This window comes from Erysipelatoclostridium sp. AM42-17 (assembly GCF_003480255.1).
Classification (GTDB): Bacteria; Bacillota_I; Bacilli_A; order Erysipelotrichales; family Coprobacillaceae; genus Faecalibacillus.
Genome location: NZ_QUIN01000023.1, coordinates 1 through 15,513, shown reverse-complemented (window position 1 = coordinate 15,513; position 15,513 = coordinate 1). Strand labels below are relative to the sequence as shown.

Annotated in this window: 13 protein-coding genes, 3 tRNA genes and 1 other annotated feature; of the genes, 2 read left to right on the top strand and 14 right to left on the bottom strand. The window is 29.7% G+C overall.

All coding sequences use genetic code 11. The features are described 5' to 3' along the window. Positions 1-2 precede the first annotated feature (2 nt). From DW911_RS08845 to DW911_RS08795, 11 genes are all read right to left on the bottom strand, one after another. Positions 3-596 carry an O-methyltransferase gene (locus DW911_RS08845; RefSeq protein ID WP_118431841.1) on the bottom strand — a complete coding sequence of 198 codons (594 nt, stop codon included), beginning with the start codon at positions 594-596 and terminating at the stop codon, positions 3-5. A 1-nt stretch (position 597) separates the two neighbouring features. Beyond that, entirely contained in the window at positions 598-1,674 is a 1,077-nt protein-coding gene (gene mltG / locus DW911_RS08840) for an endolytic transglycosylase MltG (RefSeq protein ID WP_158568166.1), read from the bottom strand. Positions 1,675-1,759: 85 nt separating this feature from the next. Then, positions 1,760-2,851, bottom strand: coding sequence for a lactonase family protein (locus DW911_RS08835; RefSeq protein WP_118431845.1), 1,092 nt, complete (start codon positions 2,849-2,851; stop codon positions 1,760-1,762). A 90-nt stretch (positions 2,852-2,941) separates the two neighbouring features. After that, positions 2,942-3,244 carry a DUF1292 domain-containing protein gene (locus tag DW911_RS08830; protein ID WP_118431847.1) on the bottom strand — a complete coding sequence of 101 codons (303 nt, stop codon included), beginning with the start codon at positions 3,242-3,244 and terminating at the stop codon, positions 2,942-2,944. A 10-nt stretch (positions 3,245-3,254) separates the two neighbouring features. After that, positions 3,255-3,674 (bottom strand): Holliday junction resolvase RuvX, encoded by a 420-nt coding sequence (gene ruvX / locus DW911_RS08825; protein ID WP_118431849.1) that lies wholly within the window; start codon positions 3,672-3,674, stop codon positions 3,255-3,257. Next, positions 3,674-3,928 (bottom strand): IreB family regulatory phosphoprotein, encoded by a 255-nt coding sequence (locus tag DW911_RS08820; protein WP_118431851.1) that lies wholly within the window; start codon positions 3,926-3,928, stop codon positions 3,674-3,676. The genes ruvX and DW911_RS08820 overlap by 1 nt, the downstream gene beginning before the upstream one ends. 56 nt (positions 3,929-3,984) lie before the next feature. Beyond that, complete coding sequence (alaS, locus tag DW911_RS08815; protein WP_118607716.1) at positions 3,985-6,591, bottom strand: alanine--tRNA ligase; 2,607 nt, start codon at positions 6,589-6,591, stop codon at positions 3,985-3,987. A gap of 39 nt (positions 6,592-6,630) precedes the next feature. Further along, positions 6,631-6,822: a binding site (T-box leader), on the bottom strand. Between the two features lie 162 nt (positions 6,823-6,984). Then, complete coding sequence (gene recD2 / locus DW911_RS08810; RefSeq protein WP_118431855.1) at positions 6,985-9,192, bottom strand: SF1B family DNA helicase RecD2; 2,208 nt, start codon at positions 9,190-9,192, stop codon at positions 6,985-6,987. Further along, positions 9,192-10,325, bottom strand: a complete 1,134-nt coding sequence (gene mnmA, locus DW911_RS08805; protein WP_118607715.1) for a tRNA 2-thiouridine(34) synthase MnmA — start codon at positions 10,323-10,325, stop codon at positions 9,192-9,194. The genes recD2 and mnmA overlap by 1 nt, the downstream gene beginning before the upstream one ends. Before the next feature lie 128 nt (positions 10,326-10,453). After that, positions 10,454-11,377 carry an ROK family protein gene (locus DW911_RS08800; protein ID WP_118433594.1) on the bottom strand — a complete coding sequence of 308 codons (924 nt, stop codon included), beginning with the start codon at positions 11,375-11,377 and terminating at the stop codon, positions 10,454-10,456. 52 nt (positions 11,378-11,429) lie between these two features. Further along, positions 11,430-12,398 carry an RluA family pseudouridine synthase gene (locus DW911_RS08795; protein ID WP_118433596.1) on the bottom strand — a complete coding sequence of 323 codons (969 nt, stop codon included), beginning with the start codon at positions 12,396-12,398 and terminating at the stop codon, positions 11,430-11,432. Between the two features lie 229 nt (positions 12,399-12,627). On the opposite strand from DW911_RS08795, the gene DW911_RS08790 reads away from it, so the two are divergent. Beyond that, positions 12,628-13,158 (top strand): NUDIX hydrolase, encoded by a 531-nt coding sequence (locus DW911_RS08790; protein WP_118433598.1) that lies wholly within the window; start codon positions 12,628-12,630, stop codon positions 13,156-13,158. Positions 13,159-13,207: 49 nt separating this feature from the next. On the opposite strand, the gene DW911_RS08785 is transcribed toward DW911_RS08790, so the two are convergent. From DW911_RS08785 to DW911_RS08775, 3 genes are all read right to left on the bottom strand, one after another. Then, a tRNA-Asp gene (locus DW911_RS08785) sits at positions 13,208-13,284 on the bottom strand. Positions 13,285-13,299: 15 nt separating this feature from the next. Then, positions 13,300-13,390, bottom strand: a tRNA-Ser gene (locus DW911_RS08780). Positions 13,391-13,784: 394 nt separating this feature from the next. After that, a tRNA-Lys gene (locus tag DW911_RS08775) sits at positions 13,785-13,860 on the bottom strand. A 100-nt stretch (positions 13,861-13,960) separates the two neighbouring features. Between DW911_RS08775 and DW911_RS08770 the strand changes: the two genes are divergently transcribed. Then, a complete protein-coding gene (locus DW911_RS08770; RefSeq protein WP_118607714.1) occupies positions 13,961-15,478 on the top strand; it encodes an HAD family hydrolase in 1,518 nt (505 codons plus the stop codon). Positions 15,479-15,513: the final 35 nt, after the last annotated feature.

Genomic DNA, 15,513 nt, shown 5'->3' with positions numbered 1-15,513 from the left:
TTCTATTCCTTTCTTTTAATGACACAAATACCATCACCAACTTGGTAATACTCAACATCATAATCATCATGATTAAAAATCCAATCTTTAAATCTTTTTATTTTCTTTACAAGTTGTTTTGTATTTCTGTTTTTTATATGTTCAATATCAAAAATCATACCGTGAAAATCTAAATTATCCACAATACAAATCCCATCTTGTTTAACTAACGGCATATATTTTTCAAAAAATTTTTGATATTGGGCTTTAGCCGCGTCAATAAATAAGCAATCAAACTGTTTTATTTTTAATTCTTGAAGATTTAAATCTAATGCATCATGATGATGCAAATAAATTTTGTCTTGTAATTGATGCTGTGTGACATTATTAACAGCTTCTTCATAACGTTCTTGATCTAATTCAATTGTTTCAACTTTAAAATCAGTTATATTACTTACCATCATCATAGCAGAATATCCTATTGCACTTCCTATTTCTAGACAAGTATGACAATGATATTGATTAAAAATATGTATCATTGTTTCAAGCCCTTCTTTTTGCATGACTGGTATATTTCTTTGTAAAGCATTTTTTTCTATTTCATTAAAATATTTCATATTAGTACCACTTATTTTCATTTATATTTTTTTGATGTTCATCATAGTCTTTAGCATAAATAGTCTTTGAATCCTTTGTTGCAAAGAAAAAATAATAATCATTCTTTTGATAATTTAATAATGACTGAATCGTTTTAGGTGATAGAGAACAAATTGGTCCTATTGGTAACCCTTCATATAAATAAGTATTATATTTTGAATCAGTATTTAAATCTTTATAAGTAACTGCTATTTTGGTTACCTGATTAGCATAATTGACAGTTGTATCACATTGTAATTTCATTGGTTTATTTAAACGATTTATTAAAATTCCTGCTATAATTTGTTGATCTTTTTTAGATGATGGAGACTCTTTTTGCACAATTGACGCTAAAGTTAAAAATTGATGTATTGTATATTGATGATTACCATCAGTAAAACTATTTATTTGTTTTTTAAAAGGTGATAGTTTTTTATTTGTTTGTTGCAACATCAGTTGTGTAATACCATCTATTGTCATTTCTGATTTTGTTAGTTGGTAAGTATCAGGCCATAAATATCCTTCTAATGGAAAATAAATATCATTGCTTAATATTTCATCAGATAAAAACCAATACTTATTAATAAGTTGCTTTAAATAAGTTTTATCTTCCCATTTTGCTAAAATATCAGCCTCATTTAGTTTGGTTACTTTAGCAATAGCACTTGCATAATCAGGAACTGTTTGACCATCTACAACCGTAAATTTAACAGTTGAAATATATTGTGCTGGTGCTTTTTCAATAATTGTAAGTTGTTCTTTTAAATTCATATTTTTATTTAAAAGGTATGTGTTACTTTTGAATTGAAAATGATTCATTTTTAAATATAACTTAGCCATCATTTGACTATTAATTAACCCTTTTTTATTTAATATATTAATAACTTCTGTTCCCGAACTTCCATGAGGAATTTCAACAACAACTTGTTTACTTTTAGATGATGTTGCCCCAATACCATGAAAATACATGCCCAAAAAACCTAAAGCCGCTACAACACAAATAAATATTGAAATAATCAATATTCTTACCCTTCTATTTAAACCTTTTAACGTATTCATAAAACCCTCCATTTGGTATTATTATAAGTTATTTTTAGATTAGATTCAACAAATCCAACCAAAAGAAAAAGGCATATCATGCCTTTTAATAACTTGTTTTAAATGGTGTAATGCATACTGGTTCATTAACTAAATATGAGTATTTCGTTTCAAAAATCATGCCACCCTTTTCAGGAACATATTGATAGCTTTCTAAAATACCACCTTTTTGACAACAAACAACAATCCATTTATTTTCAAAGAATGCAATATCTGTAGGATTAGGAGATGTATCTGCAAAATCCATATATTGTAATGTTCCGTCTTCTAATATATTAAATAATACAAGCGAATCATGCCCTCTATTTGTTACATACATATGTTTACCATCTGGCGTGATTTTCATTTGACCAGCATATGAAGTTAATTCTTCTTCATCTTTAGGATATGTATCAACAGTTTGAACTAATTCAAATTGTAAATCTTGATAACGATAAACACAAATAGTATTAGCTAGTTCATTTAAAACATAAGCGTATGTTCCTTCATCATTAAAAATCATCTTTTTAGGACCTGATCCTGGAGTAAGTTCAAGTGTATGTTCTTCATCCATAATCAATGAACCATTTTCTTCAATTTTAAACATCAATACTTTATCTAATCCCAAAGCCACCACATATAATCTTTGTTGATCAGGTGTTAAACCAACATAAGTAGGATATGGTAAAGATTGTTTTTCTGGATTAACACCATGTCCTTCTAATTTATAAGTTGATAAAAATTTAACCAGTTTTCTTTTTACAAAGTTAGCAACAACAACTTCACCATTATAGTAATCTACACAAAATAAACGTGTTGCTGTTTCATCATCACCATTAGTACAAGCATGAATATATGTTTTTCCTTTATTACTTAGTCTTGATGCTAAACCTAAAGATTCAGCACGAGCAGCGTAAGAACACACCCCACCATCGGCAATTGTCCCCGAACTATTTTTATAAGTTACACAAGTAAAACGCCCATAATTAAAACTGTAAATTGGATCACTTGGAGTTTTAAAATATTTCTTATATAATAATTCACCGTTATCTATATCAATATGGAATGTATATAAACCACGAGTTTTATCATTTCCATATGAATTTACAAAAAATCCTTTTGTTTTTCTTTTCTTTCCAAAAATACTAAATATTGACATTATTTTCACCTCAATTATTAATTTAACAAATAAATATGAACGTTTTATTAAAAAAAGCTAATTAAATTAGCTTTTTACATAATTCTTGTTTTAGTTATCACCCAAACAATCTTCATCTTCATCGCCATCACAGTATTCAGTTTCATCACTTTCTTCTTCTGCAACGAATGATTGGAATACTTCTTCAATCATATCCCATTCTTCTGGAGTTTCTACATCAAATAATTGTCCATCATCACTATAAATTGACGCAAAAACACTTGGTTCATCTAAAGATGGATCATAATATAAAACATATTGTTTCCCTGTTTCATCACTTGTAAAAGTAAACAAAACTTCGAATTCAATTTCATTTCCTTGGTCATCAACGACCTGAATTTTATTTGCTTCCATAATATCCTTTCTACTTACTATCTAAATATCCTTGTAAAATAGCTACTGCAGCCATTTTATCAATAACTTTCTTTCTTTTTTTTCTTGAAACATCTGCAAAAATGAGTTGACTTTCAGCCACTTTAGTTGTTAATCTTTCATCTACCAAAATAACTTGAATCCCATCAATCATGCTTTCTAGTTTCTCTTTGAATTGAATAGAGATTTCTCCACGAATACCCACATCTCCATTCATATGTTTAGGCAAACCAAGAACAATGGTATCAATATCATTTTCTTTGACTAACTTTGCTACATATTTTGCTGGTTCATCATAGTGGTTTTCTTTAAAACGATACGTTTCAACACCATGAGCAATCATGCCAAGAATATCAGACATAGCTATACCACAAGTTCTTGATCCTAAATCAAGTCCTAATATTTTTTTCATTATTTTTTCTCCAAATAAGACTTAACTAGTTCTTCAATAATTTCGTCACGTTCTATTTGTTGAATAATATTACGTGCATTTTTATGACTAGAAATATAAGCTGGATCATTAGATATTAAATATCCTGCAATTTGATGAACTGCATTGTACCCTCTTTCATTTAGAGCTTGAATAACAGTTTCCAAATTTGTTCGAATCATCTCTCTACGCATATCTTCAGAACTAAATACTTTTGTTTTTGTCATATCACTCATCTAAATCACCATCCTATCTTCGTTCTAATATTTATTTTACACTATTTCATTTTAAATTACAAAATGTTTTTAAGTGCATCATGAACGAGTCCTAACTTATCGTTGACTGGACAACCACCTTGAGCAAAATCTGGTTTACCTCCACCACGACCATCTACAACTTCATTAATGGCTTTGACAATCATTCCTGCTTTATACTGATTTGTAAGATTTTTACTTACTGCTACAAAATAAGAACATTTATCTTCATATTTTGATAATAGAACCACAATTCCTTCTTCCATCTTATCTCTTAAATCAAATGCAAGTTGTTTAGCTTTTGCATTTTCTAATGTTTCTTCAACAAATAAAACTTTTACACCATTAATTTCTTCGATATCGTTAGCTTTAGAAGCTGCTTGCATTGCATTTAATTTAGATGTTAATTGTTCAATTTCACGTTTACTATCTTTTAAGTCTTGGTTTAATGCCTCAACTTTATTAATTACGTCTTTTCTATTTTTTAAGTTTAATATACTACTAATTTGATCTACTGTTTCTTTTTCATGAACCATATCTTGATAAGCAGCCAAACCACTTCTAGCAACTATACGACGAATTCCACTTCCTACAGATTCTTCACTTATAATCTTAAATAGACCAATTTCTGAACTATTTGCAACATGACATCCACCACATAATTCCACAGAGTAATCACCAATATTGACAACACGAACAACATCACCATATTTTTCATCAAATAAAGCCATGGCACCTGTTTGTAAAGCTTCTTCTTTTGACATATTTTGAATTTTTACAGTTCTTCCCTCAAAAATAATTTGATTAACTTTTTCTTCAATTTTCTGTAATAACTCATTTGAAATCTTTTCAAAATGAGTAAAGTCAAATCTTAATACTTTTTCATCTACATAAGAACCAGCTTGACTAATATGATCACCTAATAATTCTTGAAGTGCTTTTTGTAAAATATGTGTAGCACTATGATTTGCTGTAATTTGACGACGTTTTTGTTGGTCTACATTTAATGTGAAAACATCTCCCATTTGAATAGAACCTGATGATAATTTTACAAAATGCATATGTTGTTTATTCGGTGCTTTTAATACATTAACAACATCTGCCTTTGTTGTATTATTTTCAATATATCCTGTATCAGCGCATTGTCCACCCATTTCTGCATAGAATGTTGTATTATCAAAAATAACTTCACCATAATCATCAATCTTATCTGTTTTCACTCCATCTTTAAATAAACCTATAACTACTGCTTTAACTGGTGAAGGATCATATGTAAATGATGATGGTAAATCAAAAGCCATCAAATCTGGTTTTTGACTTGTCATAGATTCATTATCTCCTCTTGAAGCACGTGATCTTTCTTGCTGAATTTTTAATTCTTCTCTAAACGCTTTTTCATCTACAGTTAAATTTGATTCTTCAGCAATTTCTAATGTTAATTCATATGGGAAACCATAAGTATCATAAAGTTTAAATGCATCTTTACCACTAATAACACCATTTTCATTTTTATCAATTAATGTTTTTAATAATTTTTCACCATTTAATAATGTCTTATGGAATGCTTCTTCTTCTTTTTTTACCATTGTACTAATAAAATCAACTTTTTCTGGTAAATAGTCATAAAAGTCTTTCATCATATCGCTTACCATTGGTACTAAATTATACATAAATGCTTTTTCAATACCAATTTGTTTTCCATAACGAACAGCTCTTCTTAAAATACGACGTAAAACGTATCCTCTACCAGCATTATCAAACATAGCGCCATCAGCTAAAGCAAAAGTAACAGTACGAATATGATCAGCGATAACACGATAAGCCATTTTATTTTCTTCATAAGAAACATTGGCTAATTTTTCAGTAGCATGAATAATTGGTAAAAATAAATCTGTATCAAAGTTTGTTTCTCCACCTTGAATAATACTTACCAATCTTTCTAATCCCATACCTGTATCAATATTCTTTTGTGGTAATTCTTTGTAATCTTTACGATCAATAGCAGGATTACAATCATATTGTGAAAATACGATATTCCATACTTCAATATATCGATCATTTTCCATTTCTTCAAAGAATAATTTTTCTCCTAATCCTTCAGGATCATATTTTTCCCCACGGTCATAGAAAATTTCTGAATCAGGACCTCCTGGTCCTTCTCCGATTTCCCAAAAGTTTTCATATGTTTTTAAAATATGACTTGGATCAACATGACAAACTTCGGTCCAAATACGATATGCTTCTTCATCATCTGTATATACAGTTACGTATAATTTGTCTTTATCAAATCCAATATATTCTGGACTTGTTAAAAATTCCCAAGCAAAAGGAATCGCTTCTTTTTTAAAATAATCACCAATTGAAAAGTTACCTAACATTTCAAAGAAAGTATGATGTCTAGCAGTTTTTCCAACATTTTCAATATCATTAGTACGAATTGATTTTTGTGCATTGGCAATACGATTACATGCTGGTTTTTCTGAACCATCAAAATATTTTTTTAAAGCTGCAACACCTGCATTAATCCATAATAAAGTTGGATCATTATGAGGAATTAATGATGCACCTGGTTCAATCATGTGTCCTTTTGATTTAAAATAATCCAAAAACATTTGTCTTACTTGATTTCCTGTTAATTGTTTCATTCTTTTTCTCCTTTTTGACAATATAAAAAGTCGTCCTATTCTAGGAACGACTTTATCGCGGTACCATCCTAGTTCATGATATACATGCCCTTAATTTAACCTTAACGCAGTTTCACGGTAATGATTAGTTACTCTCAAAAGTAGCTTTCCTATTTTTCATCCAATTGTTTGCACCAACCACAATTTCTCTTAAGAATTAAAAATAGTACTTATCTTTTTCAACGATTTAACTGCATTATACATGAATTAACAAATGTTTTCAATATGAAACACTACATCTTTTCTTTAATTGTTTCCATCATTTGGCAACCACAATTTGTCTCACTAAACAAAATAGCAAGTGAAACAATTGTTAATGCCATAACTAAATTATTTCTTTTCATATAATCACCTCTATTTAGTATGGTCATCATCCATAAAATCATACAAATTAAGAGTTTGATTATTTTGAAATTGTTGAATAAGTGATGTCTTTCTTCTTTCATCATAATCGTATTGAATTCCTCGTATAAAAGCTTGTGGATCACCTAAAATAAACAATGACTGTTTTGCTCTTGTTAATGCCGTATATAATAAATTTCTTTTTAACATAATTGAATAATCATTTAATACTGACATAATCACAATTTTAAATTCACTGCCTTGTGATTTATGAATAGACATACAATAAGCAAGTGTAATTGTATAAAAATCTTTTGATGTATACATAACAATTCTTCCATCATAATCAACAATAAGTGTATCTTCTAAATACTCCATATTATCTTTTTTACAAATATCAATTAAGATACCAATATCACCATTATACACATCATCTTCAGGTCTATTTTTTAATTGTAAAATTTTGTCGCCTACTCTAAAAATTCTACGACCGACTTTATATTCTAGCTGATTTTCATTTGCAGGGTTAAATACTTCTTGTAATGCATCATTTAAAGCGTCTATTCCTGCCACACCCTGATACATCGGCGCAAGAACCTGAATATCATAGATGTCATAACCCTCTTTAATGGCTTTTTTTACAATTGTAGTAACATTCTTTACCATATCATAATTTGTGCTTTTAAAAAAATGAATATCCGAATAATTTTCAAACAAAGACAAATCTAATAATTGATTGTGAATGATACTATGCGCTAATTGAATAATTCCAGAATCTTTTGACTGTCTAAATATTTCATCTAATTCAATGACATGTAAGTCTAATTGAATTAAATCTTTTAATACATTTCCTGGTGCTACTGAAGGTAATTGATGATAGTCACCAATGAATAGTAATTTATGAATTTTATTTGAAGCATCTAATAATTTACTTAGAAGTAAACAATCAACCATCGAAAACTCATCAACAATTAAAACATCATAATCCAAAGGATGACTATGATCCATTGCAAAAGTATTAGAATGTAAATCCCATTTCAATTCACGATGAATTGTACAGGCTTCTAATCCAGTTAATTCGCTTAACCGTTTTGAAGCTCTTCCTGTCGGTGCAACAAGACCTATTTTTTCTTGAGGATACAGTTGATGATAAACATCTAAAATCAATTTAACAATCGTTGTTTTCCCCGTTCCTGGTCCACCAGTTAAAATCATAAAAGGATATTTTAAAAAGTGATTAATAGCTTCTTTTTGCTTTTTAGCATATTGAATTCCATATTGTTTTTCTTTATTTTCTATAAATTGATCAACTTCGTTTTGGTCGTAAATATCATCAGGAATATGCAAAATTTGCTGGATAAATGATGCTATGAGTTTTTCAGCTTGATACATTTCATAATAATAGTATCGGTTATCTTCTAAGATTACTTTTTCTTCTTCTATTAACTCATCTAAGTATTTTTCAAATTGATCATCAATTTGAAAAATTAATTGATTCATCATTTTTTTTATTTCGCCAAGTGAAACATAAGTACTTCCTGTAGAAAAACCAATTTGTTTAATACTATAAATAATAGCCGCTTTAATACGATGGGGATCTTCAGGAGATCCTCCAATTTTTAAAGCCAGTTCATCTGCTGTTTTAAAACCAATACCGTCGATATCTTCAATCAATTGATAAGGATTATTTTGTAAAACCTCAAGTGTTTTATCTTTATATTTTGCCTGAATAAGACCTAAATTTTTCAAACTAATTCCATGTCCCATAAAAAAAGCAGTCACTTCTTGGTCAAAGTTTTGACTTGATAAAACTTGATAAATCGTTTCTCTTTTAAGCTCCGTCATGGACTTCACTTGATCTAAACAATGCTTATCATCGATAATTTTTTGTAAACAATCTTTACCTAATGTATCAACAATATGACCCGCTAAAACCTTACCTACTCCTTTAAATAAAGGACTAGATAAATATTTAACAATTTCCTCTTTATCATCACTTAGTACAACCTCATACCGTTCCATTTTAAATTGTTTACCATATTTAGGATGAATTTGCCAATCTCCATAAAAACAGTATTTATCATAATCATTAAATTGACTCATATAGCCATTTAAAGTAAACCAATGTTCTTCTTCCTCACATTCAACAACTGCCACAATATAATAAGAAGATTCGCTATAAAAGCGAACCTGTCTAATAAATCCTGTATATTTAATCATTATAGATACTCTATCTCTTTTCCATCTTTATATACTTTTTCAATTGTACCACCACCTAAACAAACATCACCATCATAGAAGACAGCAGCTTGTCCAGGAGTAACTGATTTTACAAGTTGATCAAAGTGAAGTTTAACAGTATTTTCATCAATAAATTCTAGTGTAATAGGATTATCTTTTTGTCTATATCTAAATTTAGCTTGACAATGAATACTACCTTGAGGTTTTGAAGAAGGCATCCAGTTAACATCTGTAATCAAAGCTCCATCAGACATCAACCAATCATTTTGATCACCCTGACAAATATAAAGTACATTTTTATCATAATCTTTTCCAATAACAAACCAAGCATCACCAGCCCCACCAATGCCTAATCCCTTTCGTTGTCCAATTGTATAATACATAATACCAATGTGATCTCCTATCACTTTTCCTGTCTGGATATCTACCATTTTTCCAGGTTTAGCAGGAATATAATTTTGCAAGAACTCTTTAAAATCACGTTCACCAATAAAACAAATTCCCGTACTGTCCTTTTTATGAGCAACAGGCAAATCAAGTTCTTCTGCAATTTTTCTAACTTCACTTTTTTCTAAATCACCTAGCGGGAATAAAGAAGCTTGTAGTTGTTTTTGATTAAGTTGACACAAGAAATAAGTTTGATCTTTATTATGATCTACACCTTTTAACATAATTGAATCTTGTCCATCATGATGAACAATACGAGCATAATGCCCCGTTGCAATATAATCAGCATCTAGCATTTGAGCATATTCTAAAAAAGCTTTAAACTTAATATGTTTATTGCATAAAATATCAGGGTTTGGTGTTCTTCCTTTTTTGTATTCTTCAATAAAGTATGTAAATACATTATCCCAATATTCTTTGATAAAGTCGATTCTTTTAATCGGAATACCTAAGCATTTAGCAACAGCTTTAGCGTCATTATAATCTTTTTCTTGAGGGCATACATCATCGTTATTAGTAGGATTACCTAAAATATCATTATTTAATTGACTATCCCAATTACGCATAAAAACACCAATAACTTCATATCCTTGTTTTTTCAATAAATAAGCTGCTACTGCTGAATCCACACCGCCACTTAAACCAAGTACAACTCTCTTTGCCATATTATTCCTCCTCATCCTTTTTTGCTTTACTATTATATCATGTTTAATCAGAAATACTAGCGATTATGCCTATAAATATAAAAAGCTTAATTGCTAATAAAATAGCAATCAAGCCATTAAATTAAATATTATTTTCCTAGACGAGACATTGGTAACATAGCTGCTCCAATAGCACCACAATCATCTATTTCAGTTTCAAGCAAAGGAATGTGTCCACGCATACCAACGTGAATTTTAGAGTTAAATTGTTCTACTAAACGATCAAAGAAATAATCCTTAGCTTTCATAACACCGCCACCTACTACAAAGCAGTGAGGATCTACTGTATGTGCAATATTAGCAAACATTGTAGCAAGTTCAGAAACACATTCATCAACAATACCTTGTGCTTTTAAATCACCTTCACTGGCAAGTCTGAAGACATCTCCTGCATGAGATACTTTTTCTTCTCCTAAGATTTCTTTTCCTTTACGGGTAATAGCTGTACCACTTGCTTCTCCTTCAACAGCGCCTGGATTCAATCCCCCAAATTTATATCCATTATTTTTTACAATAATATTTCCAATTTCACCAGCATGTCCACGTCCACCTGAAACAAGTTTACCGTCAACAATAAAAGCGCCACCAATTCCAGTTGAAATCGTTACATAATAACATGTAGGATAATTCTTACCTGCTCCTAATAATGCTTCAGCAAGTCCAGCAACATTTGCATCATTATCAATAAATACAGGTAAATTAAAACGATCAGCTAATTTATCACAAATTGGATAGTTTTCAAAACCTGGTAAATTAGTAGCCATAATCATTGAACCTTTAATAACATCAACAGGACCTGGAACACCTATTCCAATACCTTCTACTCCAGAAATTCCTCCACATACTGATAAATCTAGTCCTTCAATTTGTCTAACAATCTTTGAAACAACATAATCAGGACCATTTTCTCTTTCTGTAGCTCCTTTTACTTCACTATATGATTTTCCATTTTCATCAACTAAAAGAGTTCTAACATTTGTTCCCCCTAAGTCAATACCAATATAATATTTCATTGTCTTCCTCCTTATCCCTTCATTAAAATATTATACTATATTTTTAAGTATCTTAAAATAAAGTTTTTTCAATTTGTTTAAATGTTTGACTTACATCACAAATTATTTCTTTATCCTTCAAATAATTCAAACTCCCAAATGGATCAACAAACTTAATTTTATAAGCATGTAATAATTGATGGTTTAATCCAAATCTATTTTTAATTTCTTTATTCAAATTAAAATCACCGTATTTACGATCCCCAATAATAGGATGATCAATACTTGATAGATGAATTCTAATTTGATGCATTCTACCTGTAACCAACTTAACCTCTATTAAACTATATCGATTATTAGCTTTAACTGGGTTAATAATCGTTTTCATAACAAGTGCCCCAGGTGTATCTTTTTTTACAAACCTAACTCTTGATTCACCTTCTACTTTTTTTACATATCCAACCAGTTCCTGATGTTTTGTTAATGATCCTTTACAAATAGTTAAATATGTTTTTTCAATATGATGTCTTTTTTTCATCATTTCATTTAAATCTTGTAATGCTGCCATAGTTTTACCAAATATAACAATACCACTTGTATTACGATCGAGTCGATGAACAGGACCAGGCATAAAAGAATTTTCGCGCGATAAATCTAATTCACCTTTTTCAGACAAATAACTTAACACTTGATTAGAAAGCGTATTGACAGATTCATGTATATCCTCATGAACTAATAAACCAGCAGGCTTATTAACAATCAGAATATTTTCATCTTCATATAAAACTTTAAATTCGCGTTTTAAATGATAAATATCTTTTTCCTGTGTATATTCCAAAAATTTATCTTCATATAAAAACATATCTAAAATATCATTTTCTTTTAAAATATAATTCTCACTTACTCTTTTACCATTTATTTTAATATCTTTTTTTCGAAACATTTTATAAATCATACTGCTAGGTGCACGACATAATAGTTTCTTTAAATACTTATCTATGCGTTGATTAGCATCATTCTTTTTAATTACTATTTGCTTCATAAAATCCTCCACCTATATTATAACATGAATTTTATCAGTGCCAAGATTTGTTATATGTAACCCTTTACATTTTGTGCAAATATGCTATAATATATTTGTTGAGTGAAGCAAGTTCACTTAAATAAACCCCTATTATCACCCTTATGTGAATAAGAAAGTATGCTCCCCCGCATACTTTTTTATTTTCATTTTATAACAATCATACTATACTTTTAATGAGGTGAAAAATATGGAAAAGAAAGTCGATTCTACAACTCTATACGAAGGAAAAATCATTACAGTAAATAAAGACCACGTAGAATGTCCTAACAAAAAAATAGCAACTAGGGAAATCGTAAGACACCATGGTGGTGTTGGTATTTTAGCCATTGTTGATGATCGAATCATTTTAGTCAAACAATACCGTTACGCTTATCAACAAGATCTTTTAGAAATTCCTGCAGGAAAATTAGAAAAAGATGAAAATCCCTATGATGCTGGGAAAAGAGAATTAGAAGAAGAAACAGGATATAATTGCAAAACAATGAACTTAATTGATCAAATTTATCCCACACCAGGATATTGTGATGAAGTCATTCATTTATATGAAGCTAATGACATTTATAAAGTAGATCACCCTCGAGATGGTGACGAAGATGAATTTATCGATGTCATAATGCTTCCTATCGACGAAGCCTATCAAAAAGTTTTAAAACACGAAATCAAAGACTCTAAAACAATTATCGCCGTTATGTACGCCTATATCCAAAAGCATGTTTAACATGCTTTTTTTTATACAAAAAAACTGCCGAAGCAGTTTTGTTTTCATATGGCGGTCTGGACGGGACTCGAACCCGCGACCTCCGCCGTGACAGGGCGGCATTCTAACCAGCTGAACTACCAGACCATATGTTATTTTAAATGGCGGAGACAGAGGGATTTGAACCCTCGCGCCAGTTTCCCGACCTACACCCTTAGCAGGGGCGCCTCTTCAGCCTCTTGAGTATGTCTCCATCAGTTGCCTAATCATAATAACATATCGTTCTACCTTGTGCAAGTCAAATTTAAATTTTTTTCTTTTTTTGTACACAAATCAAATATCTAATTATATTTAGTTACTATCTAACCAAGTTAATCACATCGAATATACAAATTAAAATAGCGTAAGAAAAGTAACTCATGACCACTTTAAATAGATTTTATTCAAAATAAGTTAAAAATAAATAAAGAAAATATACAATTTAACCCCCTCAATCAAGAGTAGTTTTTTTGACCTTGATTTGACCTTGTTATAATTCAATATAATACGTCTAAATACAACTAAATTTAAACAAGCAAAAAACATTTATATACAATAAAAAAAGCCTAAACATCTAGTAAACACTAGTGTTTAAGCCATTTTGTCATTGGTCTCCCCGCACGGTCTCGAACCGTGGACCCTCTGATTAAGAGTCAGATGCTCTACCAACTGAGCTACGGAGAGGTAACGAAACTATTTTATTACATATATGAATAAAAATCAAGATATTTTATTCATATATTTTATAAATATATGCTATAATATTCCATAAGGGAGGGATAGCATGTTTTACAATCAAAGTATTGAAAATATAAAACTTATCATTTTAAGTTTGGATGGGGGATTATTAGATTTAAACCACCTTCGTTATAATTACTTAAAATATACATGTCAAAAGTATGATTGTTTTGTATCTAAAGATGAATTTACCCTTTCTTTAGGCAATATGAACACAATGTATCAATGCTCTCCTATCCAGGATAAAATATCTAATCAAAATCTTAATCAAATGATTGAAAAAGATTTATTTGCTTATAGCAAATTAAAACAAAACATAAAAAAAGAAGGAGTTGATGAACTTCTTCAATTTTGTCGCCAAAAAGGAATAAAAATAGCTGTTATTACAACTCATAAATGTAAGCGTGCTATACAATATATGCAACTCACTGGAATTTATAAAAATGTTGATTTTGTTATCGGAGGAGATAGTCAAATTAATCCTCTTCCTGATTCTCAAATTTTATCGACTATATGTAAACAAATGAATATCAGTTATGACCATACGCTTGTTGTAGCAAACTTTCCTTCATTAGTAGAAGCCGCTAATAAACTATATATGAATGTCATTTATATGATGGATTTAGTTGCACCTACGCCAACCATTGAAGAAAGTGTATATAAAACAGCTAAAAACAATCTAGAAATTATCAACATCCTGTTATTTTCTAAATATGATACATTAGAAATGTTCTCACCTATCTTGGGAATGTCAAAAAACATGAATGAAACACAGTTAACGCATACCTATCATCAATTACTAGAAAAGTATGCCGATGACCCACAATTAATTTCACTTGTAGAACGTACATATCAATATTTTTATCATTTACTTAATAAAAAACGTATTCCTACTCATAATCCGATTCAAAATCAAAATAGCGAAAATAAACATCTCGAAGATACACAAGATAGCATTCAAAGTAGTAGTATAAATAAACCTTCAAAACAAATCGATGAACCTGATGATTCAATTTCCGAAAAATTCAGTGACCATCATGTCACATCGGCTACTTCAGCAATCTCTATTGATGCAAAACGCATGAATGAATTAATGGATATTATTAACGGTCAAAGTGAAGCAGAAACTGCACAACAAGATAATGAAGACATTTTACAAGTAGATCATGACCAAAGCAATAGACAAATCAAATCTAAAAAAACAGTTTTAGATCACGGTATAGACTTTATATGTAATGTTCTTATTTCAATTTTAATTGTATTTATTTGCTTGCTTGTATCATTGATTTTAAATGATTACTTTAATGATCAATCCCTAATTTTAAAATCAATTTATTTTATTGTTCAATCGTATTTAAATATTGTTTGGGGATTGTTTAGTTTTATTTTTAATGCTTGTCATCAAATTATACACATCATACCAACATACAATCAATTATTAAATAATAGTCATCTGCTTTCACCACTGGCATGGCAAGTCGTATTTACCAGTATATTTAATCTTATGATTATCTATATCATCAAATTAATTTATTCGTTAACAAACAAAGGTAATTTAAAATAACTTGTGGTTGAGATTGTTTCGGCCAATAAGACAAT